Here is an 18751-nt window from a genome sequence, read left to right as displayed (position 1 = left end):
TAGCTCGATTAACAGCCTCCGCTTGACGTTTGCTTGAGGACAAGTTGCACTTTACTCCGAATCACATAGAATAACTTGCCAGAGTGTATAGGCCATTGTCCCCTGTGTGAACGTTGAGCCCCCTCTGCGAAAGGATGAACGCCATGGACCCATATTCATTTCCCGTGCAGCTGAAGACTGCTTCGATACAATCCAAAAACGTAAAGATATATTACCCGCAAATCATTCATTTGCCCAATACCGTCGTTGAGAAGCGAATGAACATCACGATCAAGAATCAAGCGGAGTCTTTGATAAAAATGCAGAACTTCAACCCCAACACACCGCAATCCGAAATGCAGGGCGGCTATGAGATCAAGACGAATGAACGCGCGATCCTAAGCTTAACGCAGAGCAACTACGCGTTCTATGATCATCAAGCCCATGGGATGACCTACCTTAAATCATTGACAGGCAATGTGAAGACGGGCAAGTTCTACAGCCTAGCAGAACTCTTCAAACCGGGTAGCAACTATGTACAGCGGTTGTCGGACATTATTCGCGTTCAAATCAAGGAGCGTCATATCGATCTACTCGAGCCGTTCACCAGTATTCGACCGGATCAAGACTATTATGTTGCGGACAAATCACTCGTCATATACTTCGAGCTGTATGAAATTACGCCTTATTATTATGGCTTTCCGATGTTCCCCATCTCCGTCTATCAGATCCAAGACATCATCAATGAGAGTGGCCCTCTCGGCATTCTCTCCGCAAGTTAGCGCGCACAGCGAACACCCCCAATCGATCGATTGGGGGTGTTCGCCATTCTTGAACGAAGCCGCAGCGACTAAGCTTCTTCCGATTCCTCCGCTGCTTCGTCTTCCGAATCTTCTTCCGATTCCTCATCCGACGCTTCCTCGTCCTCATCTGACGCCTCAGCATCCACTGACTCTTCCGCTTCGTCGCTATCATCCGACGCTTCTTCCGCCTGAGCCTCTTCTACCTCTGCAGCTTCCTCAGCAGCCTCGTCTGCTTCGGATTCGGAAATCGCTTCCAATTCATCATTGAACTCTTCTTGTAACATCCGAATCACCTCCTCTCTTGGTATTCTTACTATATGAAGGAGATGCACGGGTTAGAATACTTTGTCCTATTTTTTATCCAAATTATTTTTCTTATGGCTCAGTTTGGACAGACTAATCGTCAGGACATTGCTGGAACGAGGTGAAGATTAGATTGAGTAACATGGTACATCGGACTTTTAGACTGTCACCTGCACGCACCTTGACGGTTGGTTTTGTCATCCTCATCTGCATCGGCACCATCCTGCTCATGCTCCCCTTTGCGGTCCGTGAAGGACTTCAGCCCTTATCCTGGGAAGACGCGCTCTTCACGTCAACCTCTGCGACCTGTGTAACCGGACTTGTCGTCGTGGATACTATCACAACCTTCTCCACCTTCGGACAAGTCGTCATTATGCTCCTCGTCCAGATTGGTGGACTCGGATTCATGACCTTCGCTACGATCTTCGCACTGATGATGAAGAAACGCATCTCCCTGCGCGAACGACTTATTCTCCAAGAGGCTATGAATGCTAACAGCATTGAAGGCATCGTACGGTTGATTCGCAAGGTTATCTTCTTCTCGATTCTGATCGAGGCTTCCGCAGCGCTCATCTTCACCTTTCACTGGGCGAGAGATATGCCGCTCCATCAATCGATTTATTTCGGTGTGTTCCATGCGATTTCACTATTCAATAATGGCGGGTTCGATCTATTCGGCGATTTCAGCAGCTTCAAGGCATTCGTCGATGATCCGTTATTTAACGTCGTATCCTATATGCTGATCTTCGCTGGCAGCGTCGGCTTCGTCGTTCTAGCCGAATTGTTCGATTACAAGCATATGCGTCGACTCTCACTGCATACGAAAGTGGTTCTAACGACAAGCGGGATCCTCTGGATCGGAGGCGGGATCATTATCTTCGTCCTGGAATATACAAATCCGCAGACCCTGGGTACCCTTGACCTCTCCGGCAAGATTTACGCTTCCTTCTTCCAATCCGTCGCTACCCGGTCCGCTGGAACGAGCACCCTGGATATCGGAGCACTTCGACAGGTAACCCAATTCATCATGATCATCCTCATGTTCATCGGTGCGGCTCCCGGTTCAACCGGCGGCGGAATCAAAGTCACGACCTTTGCCGTTCTCATCGTCTCCGCCATTGCTATGATTCAAGGACGAGAGGATGTCGAGATGTTCCGTTACCGCCTATCCAAGGAATTAATCCTACGAGCCTTGACCATTACCTTCATTGCGCTGTTCCTCGTCATTACAGTGTCTACCGTCCTATCGATGACGGAGAAGGACTCTTTCATTGCAATCTTGTTCGAGACCACCTCGGCCGTTGGCACGGTAGGATTCTCGATGGGAATGACACCAGACCTCACGCTTGCGGGCAAGATCATCCTAAACGTCACCATGCTGATTGGACGTCTAGGACCGCTTACCCTTGCCTTTGCCCTTGGTTCCCGAAATGTAAAAAGAGGATACCGACGCCCGGAAGGCAAAATGATGATCGGTTAATCCTCTTGGTTTCATTAGATGAGTGGGGTCACTTGTAATGTAGCCTGTTCATACATCGGTATGGATAAAGGTGAAGTTTCTTCTAAAGTAAGTATGGCTGATAAGGCATGGTACGGGGAATGTTTGCGCAAGGATTTCGCCTGAGCGCGCATTCCTCGAATCCGCGTTGGATCCGTCATCATCCACGCCAATTGCATTTCAAGCTCCGCTTCCGTTGGCGCGTACACCGCCATTCCCGTCTCCACTAACTCTTGCACATTATCCTCTTCTTGCCCTGGCAGTGCTTTGTACAGTAATAACGGCAGCTGCTGCATCAGCGCTTCACTAGTCGAGATTCCGCCTGGCTTCGTCATCATCAGATCTGAACATGCCATCCACTCATGGATTTGCTCCACATAGCCAAGGACGGTAATCGATACTTCGCTATGATCCGCAATGCCTTGGAGTCGATGTCTCAGTCTCTCATTCGCACCGCAGATCACCACGAATTGCACGCGATTTTTCCACTGCGGATTTTGCATAGAGCGCAGGACGGCATCCGGAATCAATCCCCAGCCTCCGCCCATGAGCATGACGGTTAATTTATTCGGATCCAACTGGTATTTGCGCTGCAGCTGTTCGCGATCATAAGTCTTATAGAACTTCGGACGTACAGGAATCCCTGTAACTTCGATCGTGGAGCGAGCGATCCCTCGATGCATCAAGGAACGCGCTACACGCTCAGACCCAACCAAGTACAAATCCGTTCCAGGGTTCAGCCAAAAGCTATGATCCGTATAATCGGTAATTACCGTTGCTGTCTTGCAGTTAATCAAGCCACGCATTTTCAGCTTGGATACCGCAACAGCTGCCGGCGGGAACGTACTCACGATCACCGATGGCTTCTTCTCTTCAATCAATTTCAAGAGCGCACGCAGACTTGAACCTCGAACACGTTTCGCTTCTTTAACCATAAAATTCTCATGTCTTGTTTTCTTATATAAGTAACCGTAAATGCTTGGGAATGTTCTTACCCATTGGGCATAACAGAATGCGCCAACCTGGTGCAAATGCGGTGAAGTCGTCTCCATGTAATCAACAATTTCTACATCAATGTCGCTGCGAATTAACTGCGAAGCTTCTACTATTGATTTTGCAGTCTGCAAATGTCCATGTCCCAGAGGACCGGAGAGAATCAAAATTCGCGATTGGCTCGCTGCGGCTCCATTTCGTATCATCTCAAGCTTCCTTCCTTTTTTAATACTTGATCCTAATATCATTGTAGTCCGTTATGAAAAGTTTCAACACTGACTTAAAGCGGTATTTCATCCTAGACTTTGGTCGAGTTGTTACCCCTTCAATATATAAGACGTGAACTGCCGGACATATCCCTGCTAAATTCGTGAAATTTACCAAGAAAGTGGTATAATAACCGATAACACGTTTCAAGAATCCATAAGAACAGGTGGCAAGACAATGAAATTAACAATCGTAGACGCCGTGATGGAACAGCGTGAGGAGGGATACTACGGGTCTGTCCAATTCACACTCGAACAGCATGCTTCCCTCTACGAAATTTCTCTGCACAGCAAGAGAGGCATTGACTGGGACTACAGCTTGAGCTTCGCCAAAGAATCAGGAAGCGAAGAGGAATTACTGGCGGCCGACGCACTCATCGAAGCCGATGATGCATTGTTCGACCAAATCTTAGATGCAGCTGAAGAAGCGCTAGCCCAAGCATAATTGTAGGACATGCATAAGGAGGGGAAACTTGGGCATGATTATATCACTGAAAAATGTATCATGGCGACGTGATACGACGATGATCTTGCACGGTATGAATTGGGAAGTCAAGCAGGGACAACACTGGTGTATCGTCGGACTGAACGGGTCGGGCAAAACAACGATGCTCAATGTCGTGAACGGCTATATCTGGCCGACGACGGGTCATGTCGAAGTGCTGGACCATAAATTCGGCGAAGTGGATCTTCGCGAGCTCCGCAAACGAATCGGTTGGGTCAGTACCTCCTTACAACAGAAGCTATACGGGCACCAGACGGCGCTCAATATTGTCCTCAGCGGCAAATTTGCAACCATTGGTCTGTATGATAAGACGGAAGAGCAAGATCTGAAGCAGGCCGAAGAATTAATGGATTTCCTAGGCTGTTCCGCACTTGCTGCACGTACATACGACACGTTATCGCAAGGCCAGCGCCAGAAAATTCTCATCGCTCGGGCACTCATGGCTAATCCGGACCTCTTGATTCTGGATGAGCCTTGCACAGGGCTTGATATCTTCGCACGAGAACAACTGTTGCAAATGATTGAGCGAATTACGCAGCAGCCCGGCGGCCCCACCTTGCTCTATGTGACGCATCACATCGAAGAGATTACGCCATGCTTCACGCATACATTGCTCGTGAAGAGCGGGGAAATCTACAAAGCCGATGAGACGGCGAACTGTCTGCAATCGGATGTGCTAAGCGACTTCTTCGATACCCCGGTAGAAGTACAAGAACATCATAACCGCAAGTGGCTAACGCTTGCCGGGGATACTAATCATTAGGATACCCTTGGTTGAACATCTCCTATACGACGTCAAAAGCTGCCAAGCATGAGCCTGGCAGCTTTGTCTTTTTACAGCAGTATTAGCCAAGTTGGCGTACGAATTCCGCACACCAAGTACGTATCACATGGTCGATTTCACGCAACTGCTCCAGACTTGCGTCGTCAATATGCACGCCACAGGATACAACGACGTTCGCCCCTCGTGCAACCGCAATTTGCTGTGCAACGAACCTTGCGATCTCGTCTTCCTTGTGCCCGAGCAGAGTCAAGACGGAAACCGAAGCGCTCAAGCGATTCGGGTCCGCGAGGCTTGGACGAACCTGAGCCAGCGCAACCGCACCAATATGCGGCTTAGTCCCTCCTGCAATCGTCACGCATAAATCTTCGCCTTGAGGAACAACGGAGAATGTAATCTCGCTGTCTACACAAGGGATAATCGATTGTTCAATCATCGTATACGCTCCTTCATCCATCCACTTGATGAGGTTATTTCGATAATCGTATCATGTCGTGTATCGAATCATCAAATGGAGCTGGATTCTTGCAGTTTGCGCGGCTTGAGATCATCCTTAGACTGCATAGATGTGAACTGCGGAATGACAATCCCAACGATAATGAGTAGAATTCCTGTCCATTGCAATCCAGACACTTGCTCCTGCAAGACCAAGACAGATACGATAACCGCTGCCGGAAGCTCGGCTGCGCCGAGAATCGTCCCAAGACCGGGTCCAACCTTCGGTACACCTATGGCGAAGAATACGACAGGAATAATACTCCCTAAGAGCGCCTGAGGTACAGAATAAATCCATGCGCCCTGCGCTAGCGACCCGTCGAACAAGAAGCTTGGCGTAATAACGATGAACAAGACGATCAGCGCACCGCTAACCATAATGAAGCTTTTAGATAAGACCGGAACATTCGTCGCCACTTTACCGCTGACGAAGATATAGATGGCAAAGGTCAAAGCAGATAACAAGCCCATTGCAATGCCGAGCGGTGTGTAGCTTCCGCCTCCTTGCTCCAATACGCCCCCTGCGAGCAGAGTACCTAGAATCAAGACAATAATGGAGATTATTTTGCCACGGCTCGGGAATTTACGTTCCCAGATCGCTTCGAGAATAACGCCAATCCATGTGAATTGGAATAATAAGAGCACCGCGAGTGATGCCGGAAGCTGAGCTACAGCTACACTATAGAAAATCCCTGTCAAACTCATCGGAATCCCTGCGAGCAGCAAGGCGCCAACTTGCTTGATCTGAACTTTGACCCTGGAGAAGATCAACATAAGAACAAGCAGCATAGACCAGCCGAAGAAATACTGCCCACCTAGAATTTGCGGTACAGTAAAGCCAGCACCGAGTCCGAGCTTCAGAATGGTGGATAACACCCCATAACTACATGCACCAAGAAATACAAGTGTAGAATACTTAAATCGTTCCATCCAAGAACCCCTTTCTGTATCGACATGATGTCATTTTTTCTGTAAATAAACGAACAAAAGCCCCTTGTTCAATAACTGAACAAGGGGCGAATGAAACCAAAGCGAAGAACGCTCTGTCAAAATTTCGCCTTCAACGACATGGCTACCCACGCGTGAATTTAAAAATCCATATGATACTTGCTTGTTGTTGTCTATTGTATGAGAATTCACCCTTCAGGTCAATATGAAGGTATTGGCTAGTTCTTATTCACTCCCGATTCATCCCATGCTTTCTGAAGGACATCTTTGAAGACGTCCTGCGATTGCGCACCAGATACAGCGTATCTTCGGTTGAACACAAAGAACGGTACGCCTTGGACGCCCAAACGACTTCCTTCTTGTTCATCCGCGCGGACTTCATTAGCGAACTCATCGCTAGCCAGCATCGCTGTAGCCTCTTCTCGATCTAATCCAACGTCTACAGCTAGAGCTAATAACGTCTCCGTATCACTCAGCGACTTCGATTCCGTGAAATATGCAGCGAATAACCTCTCAGTCAATTGCTGCTGCAGTCCGCGAGTTGCAGCAAAATGTGTCAGGCGATGCACCGCGAACGAATTCAATGGCTTCATTTCATCGAATACATATGTTAATCCCACTTCAGCAGCACGGGCGGCTACATCCGCATTCATCGCTTTTGCCTGTTCAATGGACATGCCGTATTTTGAGGCGAGCATCTCATCAATCGTTTCCTTCGGCTCTAGCGGAGCATTGGGATCTAGCTCAAAGCTTTTGTACACAACTTCAATGGCGTCTTGCTGTGGAAATTCCTTAAGTGCTGCCTCAAATTGCCGTTTACCCATATAGCAAAACGGACATTGATAATCAGACCAAATCTCTACCTTCATGTCACTACACCTGCCTCATGTGATTTTATGTGTTCATTCTACGCTTCCTGCAGCTTCGCTTCAACTGTACTGCGGCGGTTCCATACCAGGAACCCAAGCCAAGCCACCGCACAGCATACAACCCCCATCGCATACATGGCGGATTCCCCCATATGCTCCTGGATCGCTCCGCCGATCGAACCTCCGGCGAGTCCCCCTAGACCAATGAATACCATACTGAGCAGCGCCTGTCCTGTCGCTACAATCTGCTTCGGCAAAGCGGTGGAAATATATTCGATGGAACCCGCCCAGATCGCAACATACGTGAACATATGTGTAATCTGTAGAGCGACAATTGCCCAGGGTTCGGTGATAAACACATAGAGTCCCCAACGAATCGCATATAAAAGCGCCGTGAGTCCAAGCAATTGCTTCAAGCGATCGCCGCGAATCATCTTCGCCATGACATAGAATCCGATGACTTCACTCGCTCCCGCAACCGCCCAAGCCCATGAAATCTGGCTTGCGTTAGCTCCGAGATGCTCCATATGGAGAGATAAGAGCGTATCATTCATCCGGTGCGGAACGGCAATCAAGAAAATAAGACCCAAGAAGACGAATAAAGACGGGTTCAGCAGCGCACTGCGCAGCATCGTACGCGATAGTCTGGTCTCTGAACCTGCCCCCGATGCCGATTGTGCTGTAGGCTCGCGCATGATCAGAAAGATAACTAGTACCCCGATCCAGATCGGTGCGAAAATCCATAGCAACGCATGTACGCCGCCCCATGCATCGAACTGTCCGCCGACAATGATCAATGTCAGCATAAAGCCGACCGAGCCCCATAATCGCAGGGAGCTGTAGGTTTCATTTAACTGTTCCGCGCTCTTCACCATCAAGGCGTCTAGCAAGGATACAGCCGGTAGGAAGAACACATATAGTGCCACGACGGCCACGGCAGCTACGGATTGAACTCCCGTCGTGAATAAGAGCAGCGCGCTAAGCCCCATAAACGTCCATAGCACGATCAGAATTGGCCGGATCGCTCCGATCTTATCGCTGATCATGCCCGCGAGCGGTTGTGCAAATATCGCAATAAAGGGCCCTAGCGCCAGCAAACTCCCCGTCTCCAGGGGGCTAAATCCGTGGGACTTCAACAGAAGCGGCATGTAGGGGATTAATAATGCGTTAGTAGAATAGAAAATGGCTTGCAATAATTTTAGTAATATTCTCAAAGATGCTTCCTCCCGCTTGTACGCATCATCTAACCTTCGTCGCCCACTATCCTACCACAATGATCTCCATTGTGCACGGCATGAATAGATTAGCGGGCGGCGTGGTGCCGCTTCATTAGACCGAAAAGTAAGCACCTTCGTGCGCGGCGCGGTGGCGGGCTCAGGCGCGATCACACGCTCGAAATAACTGCTTTTTTGCAGTTATTTCGAGCGCACGGCGCGGCGGCTCGCTCATTAACTGCTTTTTTGCAGTTATTTTGGGCGCACAGCGCGGCGGCGGGCTCATTAACTGCTTTTTTGCAGTTATTTCAGGCGCACAGCGCATCGACTCGCTCATTAACTGCTTTTTTGCAGTTATTTCGAGCGCATAGCGAGGTGGCGGGCCAAATAACTGCAAAAAAGCAGCAGTTATTGAGCCCTTGAGCCCCCACGCCAAGCTGTCATTTAAAGAAAACCCAGTATCGTTAGATACTGGGCTCATATACGTTGATATGATGCTGACTTGCTTCGGAATCTATACCGAAGCTTCGATTTCTTTTACCATCTCAGCCACCGAAATAAGACCGCCGCCGGACAGATACCAGTAATCCGGATTCAAGTAAATGATCTTGCCGTCTTTAAACGCCGTCGTCTTCTTCACGATTTCGTTCTCGATCGCGCTCTGTGCAGAAGATTGGCTGTTCGCAGCAACGACTTTATTACGGTCGACGACGAAGAGGACATCCGGGTTCTTCTCTGCAATATACTCATACGAAATGCTGTTCCCGTGTGTCTGCTTCGGATCAAGCGATGGATCTACAGCGGGATAGCCAAATACGTCATGAATGATACCAAAACGGGATGCCGGTCCGTAGGCGCTGATCTTGCCTTCGTTCGCAAGAATGATCAATGAATTCTTCTTGTTCGCAGTCACTTTCTCATTCAGGGCTTTGATGCCCTCATCGATCGACGCTAATTCTTTATCCACTTCAGCCTCTTTACCGAAGATTTGTCCAAGCGTTTTCGCATTTTCCTTGAAGGATTCCATATATTTCGTTGTATCCACGCCCATGTAAATTGTCGGACCTAGCTTCTTGAATTCCTCATAAGCATCGGCTTGACGGCCTGAGATGATGATCAGGTCCGGGTTAATCTCCGAGATTTTCTCGAAATCCGGCTCTTTCAATCCGCCTGCGTTCACATACTTCGTATCTTTATATTTCTCAAGGTACGATGGAACATTCGACTGCGGGACAGCCGTCACCTCTACGCCTAACTTATCCAATGTGTCTAATGTGCCAAAATCGAATACGACAACTTTGGAAGGATTCTTCTTCACAACCGTCTCGCCAAGTTGATGTTTGATCGTCATTTCTTCGCTCTGCTGCGCCTCTGTGCTGTTACCGCTAGCTGGCTCAGAGGCATTCTTCGTACCGCAAGCTGCAAGAGCAGTTGCTAGGATGATGGTAAATAAGAAGACTAATGTTTTTTTCATGACTCCACCTCGATTAATTTATTTTAATTATGAAAAGTAAACACAGATTTTACGGCCCTCCACCTCCTGAATCGGAATCTCCATATCATAGATTTCCTTCAGAACCGGCGTATGGATAATCTCATCCGTTGGACCCTCTTGAACAACCTTCCCATCCTTCAACGCCACAATATAATCGGAATAGCAGGAAGCGAAATTGATGTCATGGATAACGATAACCACCGTCTTCCCGAGCTCATCCACGAGTCTTCGCAGCGTCTTCATAATCTGAACCGAATGCTTCATATCCAGATTGTTGAGCGGCTCGTCGAGCAGGATATACTCCGTGTTCTGCGCGATAACCATAGCGATATACGCACGCTGCGTCTGGCCGCCGCTGAGTTGATCGAGGTAATGATGCTGCAGATCGCGAAGATCCATATAATCAATCGCCTCATCGACGAACTTCCAATCCTCTGGCGTCAAACGCCCTTGTGAATAGGGGAAGCGACCAAATGCCACAAGCTCGCGGATCGTAAGCTTCAGCGTAATATGATTAGACTGCTTCAGAATGGAGATCTTCTTCGAAAGCTCATTGCTTTTATAAGCACTGATCTCCTTGCCTTCGATCTTCACTTCACCGCTGTCCTTCTTGATCAGACGGCTGATGATCGACAAGAGCGTGCTTTTACCAGCCCCATTCGGACCAATAAAAGAGGTCACTTGTCCTTTGCGAATGGAGACCGAGACCCGGTCAACCACCGATTTGTTACCATATGACTTGGAGACATTACTGACTTCTACCACGATTTATTCTCCTTTAGCAGCAGATAGATGAAATACACACCGCCGATAAAATTAATAATGACGCTAATCGTGGTCGAAAACGTGAAGACACGTTCCACGATCAGTTGTCCGCCGACGAGCGCAATGATTGCAATCAGCATGGATCCACCGATTAAGTAGCTGTGACGATACGTTCGCAAAAATTGATACGTCACATTCACGACCAGCAGACCGAGGAATGTAATCGGACCCACAAGAGCGGTCGAGATCGATATGAGAATGGCAACGATAATCAATAGCCTTTTTACAACATAATCATAAGGAACCCCGAGATTCACAGCTTGGTCCCTACCAAGCGAGATCACATCCAGATACTTCATGAACTTGAGGAAATAGAGCGTGACCGCCACAATCAAGACCCCTGCGATCAAGAGCACGTCCGTATTAATGTTGTTGAAGCTCGCGAACATGCGGTCCTGCACAATCATGAATTCATTCGGATCAATCATCACTTCCATAAATGTCGTCAAGCTCTGGAATAACGTCCCGATGATGATCCCGATGAGCAATAGGAAATAGATATTTTGCTGATCACGGCGGAACATGAATTTATAGAGCACTCCGGAGAACAGCACCATCATCAAGACGGTAATGATAAAATGCATGTTCTTACTCACCATCGTAAGGGCCGATGAACCTAACAGAAAAATAACGGAGGTCTGAATCAACATATAGAGCGAATCCAAGCCGAGAATGCTAGGCGTTAAGATCCGGTTATTCGTAATGCTCTGGAACACCACAGTCGAGAACGCAATTGCGCTCCCGGTCAGCACTATTGCTAATACCTTCGTCACACGCCGAGGAATGACGTACCCCCAGTTGCTGCCGACGTTGATCAACATGAATGTCGCAATCAGCGCAAGCGCGAACACCGCGAGCCAAATCGTCTTCCGTTTATAAGCCATATGCCTTTCTCCTCATCAATAAATACACGAAAATGATACTCCCGATAATCCCAACCATAAGACTGATCGATATCTCGAACGGATAAATGATAATCCGACCCAATATATCGCAAAACAAGACGAATACAGCGCCAAGTAACGCGGTGTGCGGCAACGTATTCTTCAGATGATCCCCATGATACAGGCTGACGATGTTCGGAATAATGAGTCCAAGGAACGGAATCATCCCGACGGTTAACACGACGGAAGCGGTCGAGAGTGCGACAATGATTAATCCGAAATTCACGACGCGTTTGTAATGAAGACCCAGATTCGTCGAGAACTCCTCCCCCATACCTGCCACCGTGAACTTATTCGCGAACAGATAGGCGACGATCATCAGCGGAATACTGATATAGAGCAATTCATAATGCCCCTTGATAATCATGGAGAAATCCCCTTGAAGCCAAGAAGACATATTCTGTATCAGATCATATTTGTAGGCGAAAAAGGTTGCGACAGAGCTGACGATATTCCCGAACATTAACCCGACGAGTGGTATGAAGATCGTGTCTTTGAACTTAATCCGATCGAGAATTCTCATGAACAACAGCGTGCCGATGAGCGCGAAGGCAAAAGCGACCAACATCTTCTGCAGCGGCGTTGCCGAGGTAAAGAGCAGCATCGCGATCAGAATACCGAACCTCGCTGAATCCATCGTACCCGCCGTCGTCGGCGAGACGAACTTGTTCCGGCTGAGCTGCTGCATGATCAGCCCGCAGATGCTCATGCTGACGCCTGCGAGGATGATACTGATCAGTCTAGGGATCCGGCTGACCTGCAAAATATGTATTTGGTCTTCCGTAAGCGAGAACAAATCAAGCAGGGATATGTCTTTGACGCCAACGAAAACCGAGATGATCGAGAGCACGATAAAAGCAGGGATTAGAACCCTCAATTTCAACATGATTGGATCTTCCTTTGTGAATGATAGACTAAATATGGATAAATATTACATAAACATCAATGCTATGTAGGCCGTTGCGAAGGGCTTCGACCGGTTGAAGAAATAGGTTTGATCACCAATAGAATTGGATGTGCAGGTTATGGCGAATAATTCTATTGCTTCCATCGTGGTAATGAAAATCATTATCAATGAGAACAGTTATCATTATATAGAACCCCTCGTAGAGGTTCAACCGCCCTCCCATAAAAGTTGTGACAAAAAAATGAACGTCCCCTTCTGGAGACGTTCTTCTTTATGAAATATGGTGTGAATTAGGAAAAACATTAGAAGCGATAGACCCATAGACGCTCTGTGCGATGACGATCTCTTGTCTCCTGGCCATAACTTCCCAGCATCAGCTGGAATTGGGTCTTATGCGCCGCGATGGCCTGGATTTTGAGATCCACGATCTCGCTAATATCATTCACGAAGTCCGGTTGTCCAAGCGCCGCATAGCTTCCTGGTGTCATCGCTATGCAGCGTGTCAACGGCCGCTGATCGGCGGGCAATTTCTCAATGGCACGAATCGTAATCGCGCCGCATGCGTCATGGTCTGGATGTACGCCATGCCCTGGATAGAACGTATAGATCAGATCTGGCTTCACTTCGTCAATGACTTCGCGAACCCGGTCTGCAATAGCCTCTTGATCTTCGAATTCAACCATTTTATCGTGGAGTCCAAACTCACGAAGGTCTTGAATCCCAATGAGCTGACAAGCTTCTTTCAATTCTTGGCGGCGAATGATCGGAAGCGTCACGCGTGTCGCGAATGGAGGATTCCCCATATTTCGCCCCATTTCACCAAGTGTTAGACAAATGTAGGTGATGGTATCCCCTTGACGTGCATGCTGCAGGAGCGTTCCGCCAATGATCCCTTCATCATCCGGATGTGCCAGTACAACTAATATGTGCTTCGGATTCATCGAATCAGTCCTCCTCATGGCTTGAGAATGGCTCTTGTGCGATTTGCAGCGCAACTACGAGCTTCCCGTCTGGATCGTGGCCTGCCGCGATGAGACGTGTCGTCTCTGTCTCATCCCAATGAGTGAGTCCTTGGGCGAATACCCAGCCATGCGCTGTCTTGAGCCCTACGCGGTATGGACCATCACCTGCGATATGACCTTGGCTGTATGTCACGGTAGCATTGGTGATGAACGCTGTCGCAGCCAGTTTGGCTTCTCCGCGATGTGCGGCATAAGCACCTGTCGTCATTTCTAAATGGATATAGACTTCTTTGCCCTTCAACTGATCGAGCAGCTGTTGAATACGTGCTGGTTCAATCGATTTCATCCAGCGTTCCCCTCCTCATCTCTACCTCTATATATGAAAATCTGTGCTAGGTCCGCGGACGAACACGATTCGTCGGGATTGCAGCAGATGGATCATCCGGCCAATAATGCTTCGGATAACGACCCTTCAAATCTTTGCGTACTTCAAAATATGCTTCCCGCCAAAAGCTGCCCAAATCCCGCGTCACCTGCACCGGACGTTGTGCCGGCGAGAGCAGATGAAGCGTAAGCGGAACACGCCCGTGCGCAATGCGCGGGGTATCCTGCAGTCCGAACATCTCTTGCAGACGAACAGCAAGAATCGGGGCTTCTGGCGTGCTGTAATCTACAGGAATGCGCGATCCGCTCGGAACAGTGATATGCGTCGGCGCGCAGTCGTCGAGTTCCCGGCGCTGCTCCCAGCTCAGCATCGATTCCAAAATCTGAATCATATTCAACTGGTTCAGGTCCGACAGCTTCTTCATCCCATAGCTATGGGGCCCAAGCCATTCAGCGAGCGTCGAACACAACCCTTGATCCGTCGCATCCGGCCAATCTGCAGGTTCATGCTTATGCATGAACTGCAGCCGTTCGCGGAACTGCGCTGCGGCTTTCGACCAAGGGAGCACGCGCAAGCCCTCCTGTGCAATGCCTTGAAGCAAGGCGTGGAGCACGTCATCCGGATCGGGATCCGGCAGCGGCGTCTCCTTCAAAGCAATCGCTCCGAAGCGCACCCTCCGCCGTGCACGGACGGCCCGCGCATCCGCATCCCAGGCGACGATGCGCTCCTCCTCGATCTGATCGGCGAAATGCCGCTCCAGATCCGATAGCGCAAGCGGCGCCGCCAGCTGGATGCGGCTGTCCACGCCGTAGTCGGCGAGCTCTGCCAGCGCGAGGTACGGCGCCTGCGACAGCGGCTCTAGCCCTGGCAGCATCGCGCCGCGCCCGGAGCGCAGCAGGTAGCGGCCATCCGGCCGCCGCTCCGCGATGCGGTCCGGGTACGCGAAGGCGAGCAGCACGCCGCAATCGGCGAGCGCATCGCCCCCGGCGCGGTCCGCCGGCGCGTCCAGCTGCCGCTGCAGCGCAGCCGCTTCGGCGCGCACGCGGCGGCACGCGGCCGCGTCGACCGCGAGCTGCGGCGGGGCCGCGCTGCGCAACGCCTCGACGCGCAGCCGCATGTCGGCGCCGGGCAGCGGCGCTACGCCAGCGCCCGTGCCCGTGCCAGCGCCGCCGCTGCGCGCGATGTCGCGCTCGCTGAGCAGCGCGGCGAGCTCGCACGCGAGCGTGGCGCGGCCGAGCGGCCCCGCGCAGCGTACCATGTGCGCGAGCCGCGGGTGCAGCGGCAGCGCTGCGAGGCTGCGCCCGTGCGCGGTCGCGGCGCCCTGCGCGTCGAGCGCGCCGAGCCAGCGCAGCAGCTCGCGCGCTTGCGCCAGTGCCGGCGCGGGCGGCGCATCGAGCCAGCGCAGCGCCGCAGGGCTCGTGCCCCACACCGCCAGCTCGAGCACGAGCGGTGCAAGATCGGCTTCGAGCATCTCCGGCGTCGTACGCGCCGCCAGCTCGCGATCTTCCGCTACCGTCCATAAACGGTAGCAGGTCCCGGGCGCGACGCGCCCAGCCCGCCCGCGCCGTTGATCCGCGGCCGCGCGGGAGACGCGCACCGTCTCGAGCCGCGACATGCCCGTTCGCGGCGAGAACCGCGGCACGCGCATATAACCGCAGTCGATGACGACACGAACACCCTCGACCGTAAGACTCGTTTCGGCAATCGAGGTTGAGAGTACGACCTTACGCTCTCCCGACTCGCTCGGGAGCAGGGCTGCATCTTGCTCTTCCTGCGTAAGTCCACCGTATAACGGCGCAATGCGAACACGTTGAGGCATCATCCTTACGCGTTCTTCCAGCCAACGCGCGGTTCGATGAATCTCGCCTGCGCCCGGCAAGAAGACGAGTATGTCTCCTTCATCCTGCCCTAAAGCGCGAATGACTGCAGCGCCAACCGCCTCTTCCATCCGAACATCACTGCGGCGGTCCGAATAGACCGTCTCCACGGGAAACACGCGGCCTTCGCTCGTAATAACAGGTGCATCCCCTAACAAGTCCGCAACAGGCTCTGCATCGAGCGTCGCAGACATGACGAGAATCCGCAGGTCCTCACGAAACACACTTTGCGCTTCCAGCGTGAGTGCAAGCCCAAGGTCCGCATGCAGGCTTCGTTCATGGAACTCATCGAAGATCACAAGGCCGACATCGGATAACATCGGATCCTCCTGCAGCATACGAGTAAGAACCCCTTCGGTCACCACTTCGATTCGCGTCTTCGGACCGACACGTGTATCATGGCGAACGCGGTATCCTACCGTCTCTCCAACCTGTTCCCCTCTGGATTTAGCCATAAACCGTGCCGATGCTCTTGCTGCAATACGCCTTGGCTCCAGCATAATGATTTTTCGGCCCTCCAGCCATGCCTCATCCACCAGCGCCAGCGGAACTTGCGTCGTCTTGCCGGCGCCCGGCGCAGCGACAAGAACGGTATTCTGATGTATCTTAAGCGCTTCTCTCAATTCAGGAATCGCTGCATGTATAGGCAAACTATTCACTTCATCCTTCACTCCTAGAACCTCTTCCCATCCATTGTACACCTTCTTCTTCATCTTATCATCGTTATTCGCCTGAACACGGCGACAACCACGGTGAATTGGCGGATTTTTATGACCTGTCCGGTCTTCTCCATTTTTCGAAGCATAGATTAAAAGAAAGAGGAAAATTAGCATGATGAGGAGGGGTGTGCCATGGCCGTTCTGAATGCAACGCTCAAATTTCTACTGTCTATTGCGCTGGTGTTTCTGGTGATCGCCTTTCTTCCTGCGTTCCTCATTACAGACGATATTAGCCTGTTCCAATCGTTGTTCGACATCCTGTTTCACGAGTGAATGAACGTATGGAGTAACAGCAAAACGCCTTCGTGTCTATCAGACAACGAAGGCGTTTCTTTTCTTCACGAATGCTCGGATGCCTTCCAAGCAGCGACATACGATTCGAACGTCTGCCGAACCATCTGTCCGATATGCAGGTAGGCCTCATCATCAAGATTAGCAAGGGAGAACCGCACAGACCATTCTGGCCCACGGAACCCGCCGCCGTTCAAGAGCACGATCGAATGCTCCTCGGCCAACCGGAACAACAAATCGAGCGAGGAATAATTCGTCATTAAGAAGTTAGCGAACGACTGTCCATACTTCCGCTGCGCCCACTCCATCAAATCAAGCTCGAAATAATAGGCCGCATCATACGGATCTTCGCGCAGCTCCACCCCCAGCCCTTCGAACAGCAGCCGCTGTCTTCTGCGGCAGATCTCCATCGTCTGCTTCTTATAGACGTCCTCGCGGTCCAGCAAGGCGAAGATGGAGAAGAGCGCCATTTGCACCTGCTGCGGCGTGGATAGTCCCGCCGTATGGTTCAAGGCGACCGCACGGCTGTCCGCGACCATCCGATCAATGAATCGCACCTCTTCTGGGTGCTCCGTTAACGCGCCATAACGGACGGCAAGCCGGTCGATTTCGACTCTGGGTAGGTTTTTTAACCTGTCGTCGAACACATTGTGTTCATGCACGGCCACCACGCCAAGGCGCCAGCCCGTCACACCAAAATACTTTGAGAACGAATAGACACCGACTGTATTGTATGGCAGCTCCGTCATCAAGGACCGGAACTCTTGAACGAACGTACAGTACACATCATCTGAAATAATCATCAGTTCCGGATTGTGGTTCGAGACAATTCTCTTCAATTCATGGACCGTCTCCGGACGAATTGCGACCGATGGCGGATTACTCGGATTAACGATAAACAATGCTTTGATCGTCGGATCCTTTAGCTTGTCCAGCTCCGAGGACGGGTATTGCCACGTATGCGATCCATCCTCCCGCAGCTCGGACGCATGGATCTCAACTGTGTCGAAGTGATATCTTGGCAGATGCGGCACCTCAAGATACGGCGTGAAGATTGGGACCATGATCGCAATCCGATCTCCCGGATGGAGCAGGCTATTGGCCACTAAAGTATCGAAGAGATAGCACATGGCGGCGGTCGCCCCTTCAACAGCGAAGAGATGGAATTTACCGATGTCTCTGTCACCGTACACTTCCTGGATAATATAATCGTTAACAACCTCTTCCATATGGCGGAGCATCCGGTCAGGTACCGGATAATTGTCGCCGATAATCCCATCCACGAGTTCATGCACCCAAGCGTCCGGATCGAAATTCTGAGTAACAATCCCAAATTCAACCGCTTGCCGCAAGAAGTCCATGCCGGGGTAGCCTGGATGTGCGTCAGCATACGCCATGAAGCGATTATAGATCCCCGGTTTCTTCGCCATGCCAGCCAAGTCGCCATCCTCCCATGTCAACTTTGCCTCCGTTACGGCGTAATGGCCTAAGGTGAAGAAGGCATCCCGCGGGGTGCTGGCGATCCAATTCGGATTCCCGCGCCCCGCATTTAACATGATCTTGGTACTCTTTCTAGAGCCTTCTTCTGCATAGCTAATTAATCTATCTTTGAGCTCGAACGGACTGAGCTTGCCATACCGCTCCTCGATCTCGCGACGCTGCATATTGTCAGTCATGGTGTGATCTCTCCTT

At 50.8% G+C, this 18751-nt stretch carries 20 protein-coding genes; 5 read left to right on the top strand and 15 right to left on the bottom strand.

Translation table 11 applies throughout. The features are described from left to right. Positions 1 to 143 precede the first annotated feature (143 nt). Complete coding sequence (locus tag GCU39_RS26750) at positions 144 to 761, top strand: DUF3298 and DUF4163 domain-containing protein (RefSeq protein ID WP_152396254.1); 618 nt, start codon at positions 144 to 146, stop codon at positions 759 to 761. 68 nt (positions 762 to 829) lie between these two features. Here GCU39_RS26750 and GCU39_RS26745 read toward each other — a convergent pair whose 3' ends face one another. Next, complete coding sequence (locus GCU39_RS26745; RefSeq protein WP_152396253.1) at positions 830 to 1066, bottom strand: hypothetical protein; 237 nt, start codon at positions 1064 to 1066, stop codon at positions 830 to 832. Positions 1067 to 1227: 161 nt separating this feature from the next. Between GCU39_RS26745 and GCU39_RS26740 the strand changes: the two genes are divergently transcribed. After that, positions 1228 to 2565: a TrkH family potassium uptake protein gene (locus tag GCU39_RS26740; RefSeq protein ID WP_152397451.1), complete on the top strand. Its 1338-nt coding sequence runs from the start codon at positions 1228 to 1230 to the stop codon at positions 2563 to 2565. 14 nt (positions 2566 to 2579) lie between these two features. Here the strand turns inward: GCU39_RS26740 and GCU39_RS26735 are convergent, their stop codons facing one another. Continuing rightward, positions 2580 to 3782: an MGDG synthase family glycosyltransferase gene (locus GCU39_RS26735; protein ID WP_152396252.1), complete on the bottom strand. Its 1203-nt coding sequence runs from the start codon at positions 3780 to 3782 to the stop codon at positions 2580 to 2582. A gap of 238 nt (positions 3783 to 4020) precedes the next feature. On the opposite strand from GCU39_RS26735, the gene GCU39_RS26730 reads away from it, so the two are divergent. Together GCU39_RS26730 and GCU39_RS26725 are read left to right on the top strand one after the other, a co-directional pair. Next, positions 4021 to 4287 carry a hypothetical protein gene (locus GCU39_RS26730; protein WP_152396251.1) on the top strand — a complete coding sequence of 89 codons (267 nt, stop codon included), beginning with the start codon at positions 4021 to 4023 and terminating at the stop codon, positions 4285 to 4287. Between the two features lie 34 nt (positions 4288 to 4321). Next, on the top strand, positions 4322 to 5110 hold the full coding sequence (locus GCU39_RS26725; RefSeq protein WP_152396250.1) for an ABC transporter ATP-binding protein: 789 nt from the start codon (positions 4322 to 4324) through the stop codon (positions 5108 to 5110). A gap of 82 nt (positions 5111 to 5192) precedes the next feature. Here GCU39_RS26725 and lpdD read toward each other — a convergent pair whose 3' ends face one another. From lpdD to hrpB, 12 genes are all read right to left on the bottom strand, one after another. Further along, positions 5193 to 5564, bottom strand: a complete 372-nt coding sequence (lpdD, locus tag GCU39_RS26720) for a prenylated flavin chaperone LpdD (protein ID WP_193726644.1) — start codon at positions 5562 to 5564, stop codon at positions 5193 to 5195. Between the two features lie 71 nt (positions 5565 to 5635). Continuing rightward, a complete protein-coding gene (locus tag GCU39_RS26715; protein WP_152396248.1) occupies positions 5636 to 6553 on the bottom strand; it encodes an EamA family transporter in 918 nt (305 codons plus the stop codon). 236 nt (positions 6554 to 6789) lie between these two features. Further along, the gene (locus GCU39_RS26710; protein ID WP_152396247.1) at positions 6790 to 7440 is read right to left on the bottom strand and encodes a DsbA family oxidoreductase; all 651 of its coding nucleotides are present in this window, start codon (positions 7438 to 7440) and stop codon (positions 6790 to 6792) included. Between the two features lie 38 nt (positions 7441 to 7478). After that, the gene (locus GCU39_RS26705) at positions 7479 to 8654 is read right to left on the bottom strand and encodes an MFS transporter (RefSeq protein WP_152396246.1); all 1176 of its coding nucleotides are present in this window, start codon (positions 8652 to 8654) and stop codon (positions 7479 to 7481) included. A gap of 160 nt (positions 8655 to 8814) precedes the next feature. Beyond that, complete coding sequence (locus GCU39_RS26700) at positions 8815 to 9051, bottom strand: hypothetical protein (RefSeq protein ID WP_193726643.1); 237 nt, start codon at positions 9049 to 9051, stop codon at positions 8815 to 8817. A gap of 117 nt (positions 9052 to 9168) precedes the next feature. Beyond that, positions 9169 to 10128 carry a siderophore ABC transporter substrate-binding protein gene (locus tag GCU39_RS26695; protein WP_152396244.1) on the bottom strand — a complete coding sequence of 320 codons (960 nt, stop codon included), beginning with the start codon at positions 10126 to 10128 and terminating at the stop codon, positions 9169 to 9171. A 27-nt stretch (positions 10129 to 10155) separates the two neighbouring features. Next, complete coding sequence (locus GCU39_RS26690; protein ID WP_152396243.1) at positions 10156 to 10914, bottom strand: iron ABC transporter ATP-binding protein; 759 nt, start codon at positions 10912 to 10914, stop codon at positions 10156 to 10158. Continuing rightward, positions 10908 to 11858 (bottom strand): iron chelate uptake ABC transporter family permease subunit, encoded by a 951-nt coding sequence (locus tag GCU39_RS26685; RefSeq protein WP_152396242.1) that lies wholly within the window; start codon positions 11856 to 11858, stop codon positions 10908 to 10910. Before GCU39_RS26685 ends, GCU39_RS26690 begins: the two co-directional genes overlap by 7 nt. Beyond that, positions 11848 to 12801: an ABC transporter permease gene (locus GCU39_RS26680; RefSeq protein WP_152397450.1), complete on the bottom strand. Its 954-nt coding sequence runs from the start codon at positions 12799 to 12801 to the stop codon at positions 11848 to 11850. The genes GCU39_RS26685 and GCU39_RS26680 overlap by 11 nt, the downstream gene beginning before the upstream one ends. A 326-nt stretch (positions 12802 to 13127) precedes the next feature. Then, positions 13128 to 13766, bottom strand: a complete 639-nt coding sequence (gene bshB2 / locus GCU39_RS26675) for a bacillithiol biosynthesis deacetylase BshB2 (protein ID WP_152396241.1) — start codon at positions 13764 to 13766, stop codon at positions 13128 to 13130. A 4-nt stretch (positions 13767 to 13770) separates the two neighbouring features. Further along, positions 13771 to 14133, bottom strand: coding sequence for a YojF family protein (locus tag GCU39_RS26670; protein ID WP_152396240.1), 363 nt, complete (start codon positions 14131 to 14133; stop codon positions 13771 to 13773). 46 nt (positions 14134 to 14179) lie between these two features. After that, positions 14180 to 16708, bottom strand: a complete 2529-nt coding sequence (gene hrpB / locus GCU39_RS26665) for an ATP-dependent helicase HrpB (protein ID WP_152397449.1) — start codon at positions 16706 to 16708, stop codon at positions 14180 to 14182. 192 nt (positions 16709 to 16900) lie between these two features. Between hrpB and GCU39_RS31665 the strand changes: the two genes are divergently transcribed. Continuing rightward, the gene (locus GCU39_RS31665) at positions 16901 to 17041 is read left to right on the top strand and encodes a hypothetical protein (protein WP_193726642.1); all 141 of its coding nucleotides are present in this window, start codon (positions 16901 to 16903) and stop codon (positions 17039 to 17041) included. Positions 17042 to 17106: 65 nt separating this feature from the next. Here the strand turns inward: GCU39_RS31665 and aspD are convergent, their stop codons facing one another. Next, positions 17107 to 18735 carry an aspartate 4-decarboxylase gene (aspD, locus tag GCU39_RS26660; protein WP_152396239.1) on the bottom strand — a complete coding sequence of 543 codons (1629 nt, stop codon included), beginning with the start codon at positions 18733 to 18735 and terminating at the stop codon, positions 17107 to 17109. Positions 18736 to 18751: the final 16 nt, after the last annotated feature.

Source organism: Paenibacillus guangzhouensis (assembly GCF_009363075.1).
In the GTDB taxonomy this organism is placed as follows: domain Bacteria; phylum Bacillota; class Bacilli; order Paenibacillales; family Paenibacillaceae; genus Paenibacillus_K; species Paenibacillus_K guangzhouensis.
The sequence above is the reverse complement of the archived record's forward strand: the minus strand, read 5'-3'. Positions and strand labels throughout refer to the sequence as shown.

Bases quoted from the DNA above. Each gene is read 5' to 3' on its own strand.
- GCU39_RS26750 (WP_152396254.1), top strand. From the start codon at position 144: ATGGACCCATATTCATTTCCCGTGCAGCTGAAGACTGCTTCGATACAA.
- GCU39_RS26745 (WP_152396253.1), bottom strand. From the start codon at position 1,066: ATGTTACAAGAAGAGTTCAATGATGAATTGGAAGCGATTTCCGAATCC.
- GCU39_RS26740 (WP_152397451.1), top strand. From the start codon at position 1,228: ATGGTACATCGGACTTTTAGACTGTCACCTGCACGCACCTTGACGGTT.
- GCU39_RS26735 (WP_152396252.1), bottom strand. From the start codon at position 3,782: ATGATACGAAATGGAGCCGCAGCGAGCCAATCGCGAATTTTGATTCTC.
- GCU39_RS26730 (WP_152396251.1), top strand. From the start codon at position 4,021: ATGAAATTAACAATCGTAGACGCCGTGATGGAACAGCGTGAGGAGGGA.
- GCU39_RS26725 (WP_152396250.1), top strand. From the start codon at position 4,322: ATGATTATATCACTGAAAAATGTATCATGGCGACGTGATACGACGATG.
- lpdD (WP_193726644.1), bottom strand. From the start codon at position 5,564: ATGATTGAACAATCGATTATCCCTTGTGTAGACAGCGAGATTACATTC.
- GCU39_RS26715 (WP_152396248.1), bottom strand. From the start codon at position 6,553: ATGGAACGATTTAAGTATTCTACACTTGTATTTCTTGGTGCATGTAGT.
- GCU39_RS26710 (WP_152396247.1), bottom strand. From the start codon at position 7,440: ATGAAGGTAGAGATTTGGTCTGATTATCAATGTCCGTTTTGCTATATG.
- GCU39_RS26695 (WP_152396244.1), bottom strand. From the start codon at position 10,128: ATGAAAAAAACATTAGTCTTCTTATTTACCATCATCCTAGCAACTGCT.
- GCU39_RS26685 (WP_152396242.1), bottom strand. From the start codon at position 11,858: ATGGCTTATAAACGGAAGACGATTTGGCTCGCGGTGTTCGCGCTTGCG.
- bshB2 (WP_152396241.1), bottom strand. From the start codon at position 13,766: ATGAATCCGAAGCACATATTAGTTGTACTGGCACATCCGGATGATGAA.
- GCU39_RS26670 (WP_152396240.1), bottom strand. From the start codon at position 14,133: ATGAAATCGATTGAACCAGCACGTATTCAACAGCTGCTCGATCAGTTG.
- GCU39_RS31665 (WP_193726642.1), top strand. From the start codon at position 16,901: ATGGCCGTTCTGAATGCAACGCTCAAATTTCTACTGTCTATTGCGCTG.
- aspD (WP_152396239.1), bottom strand. From the start codon at position 18,735: ATGACTGACAATATGCAGCGTCGCGAGATCGAGGAGCGGTATGGCAAG.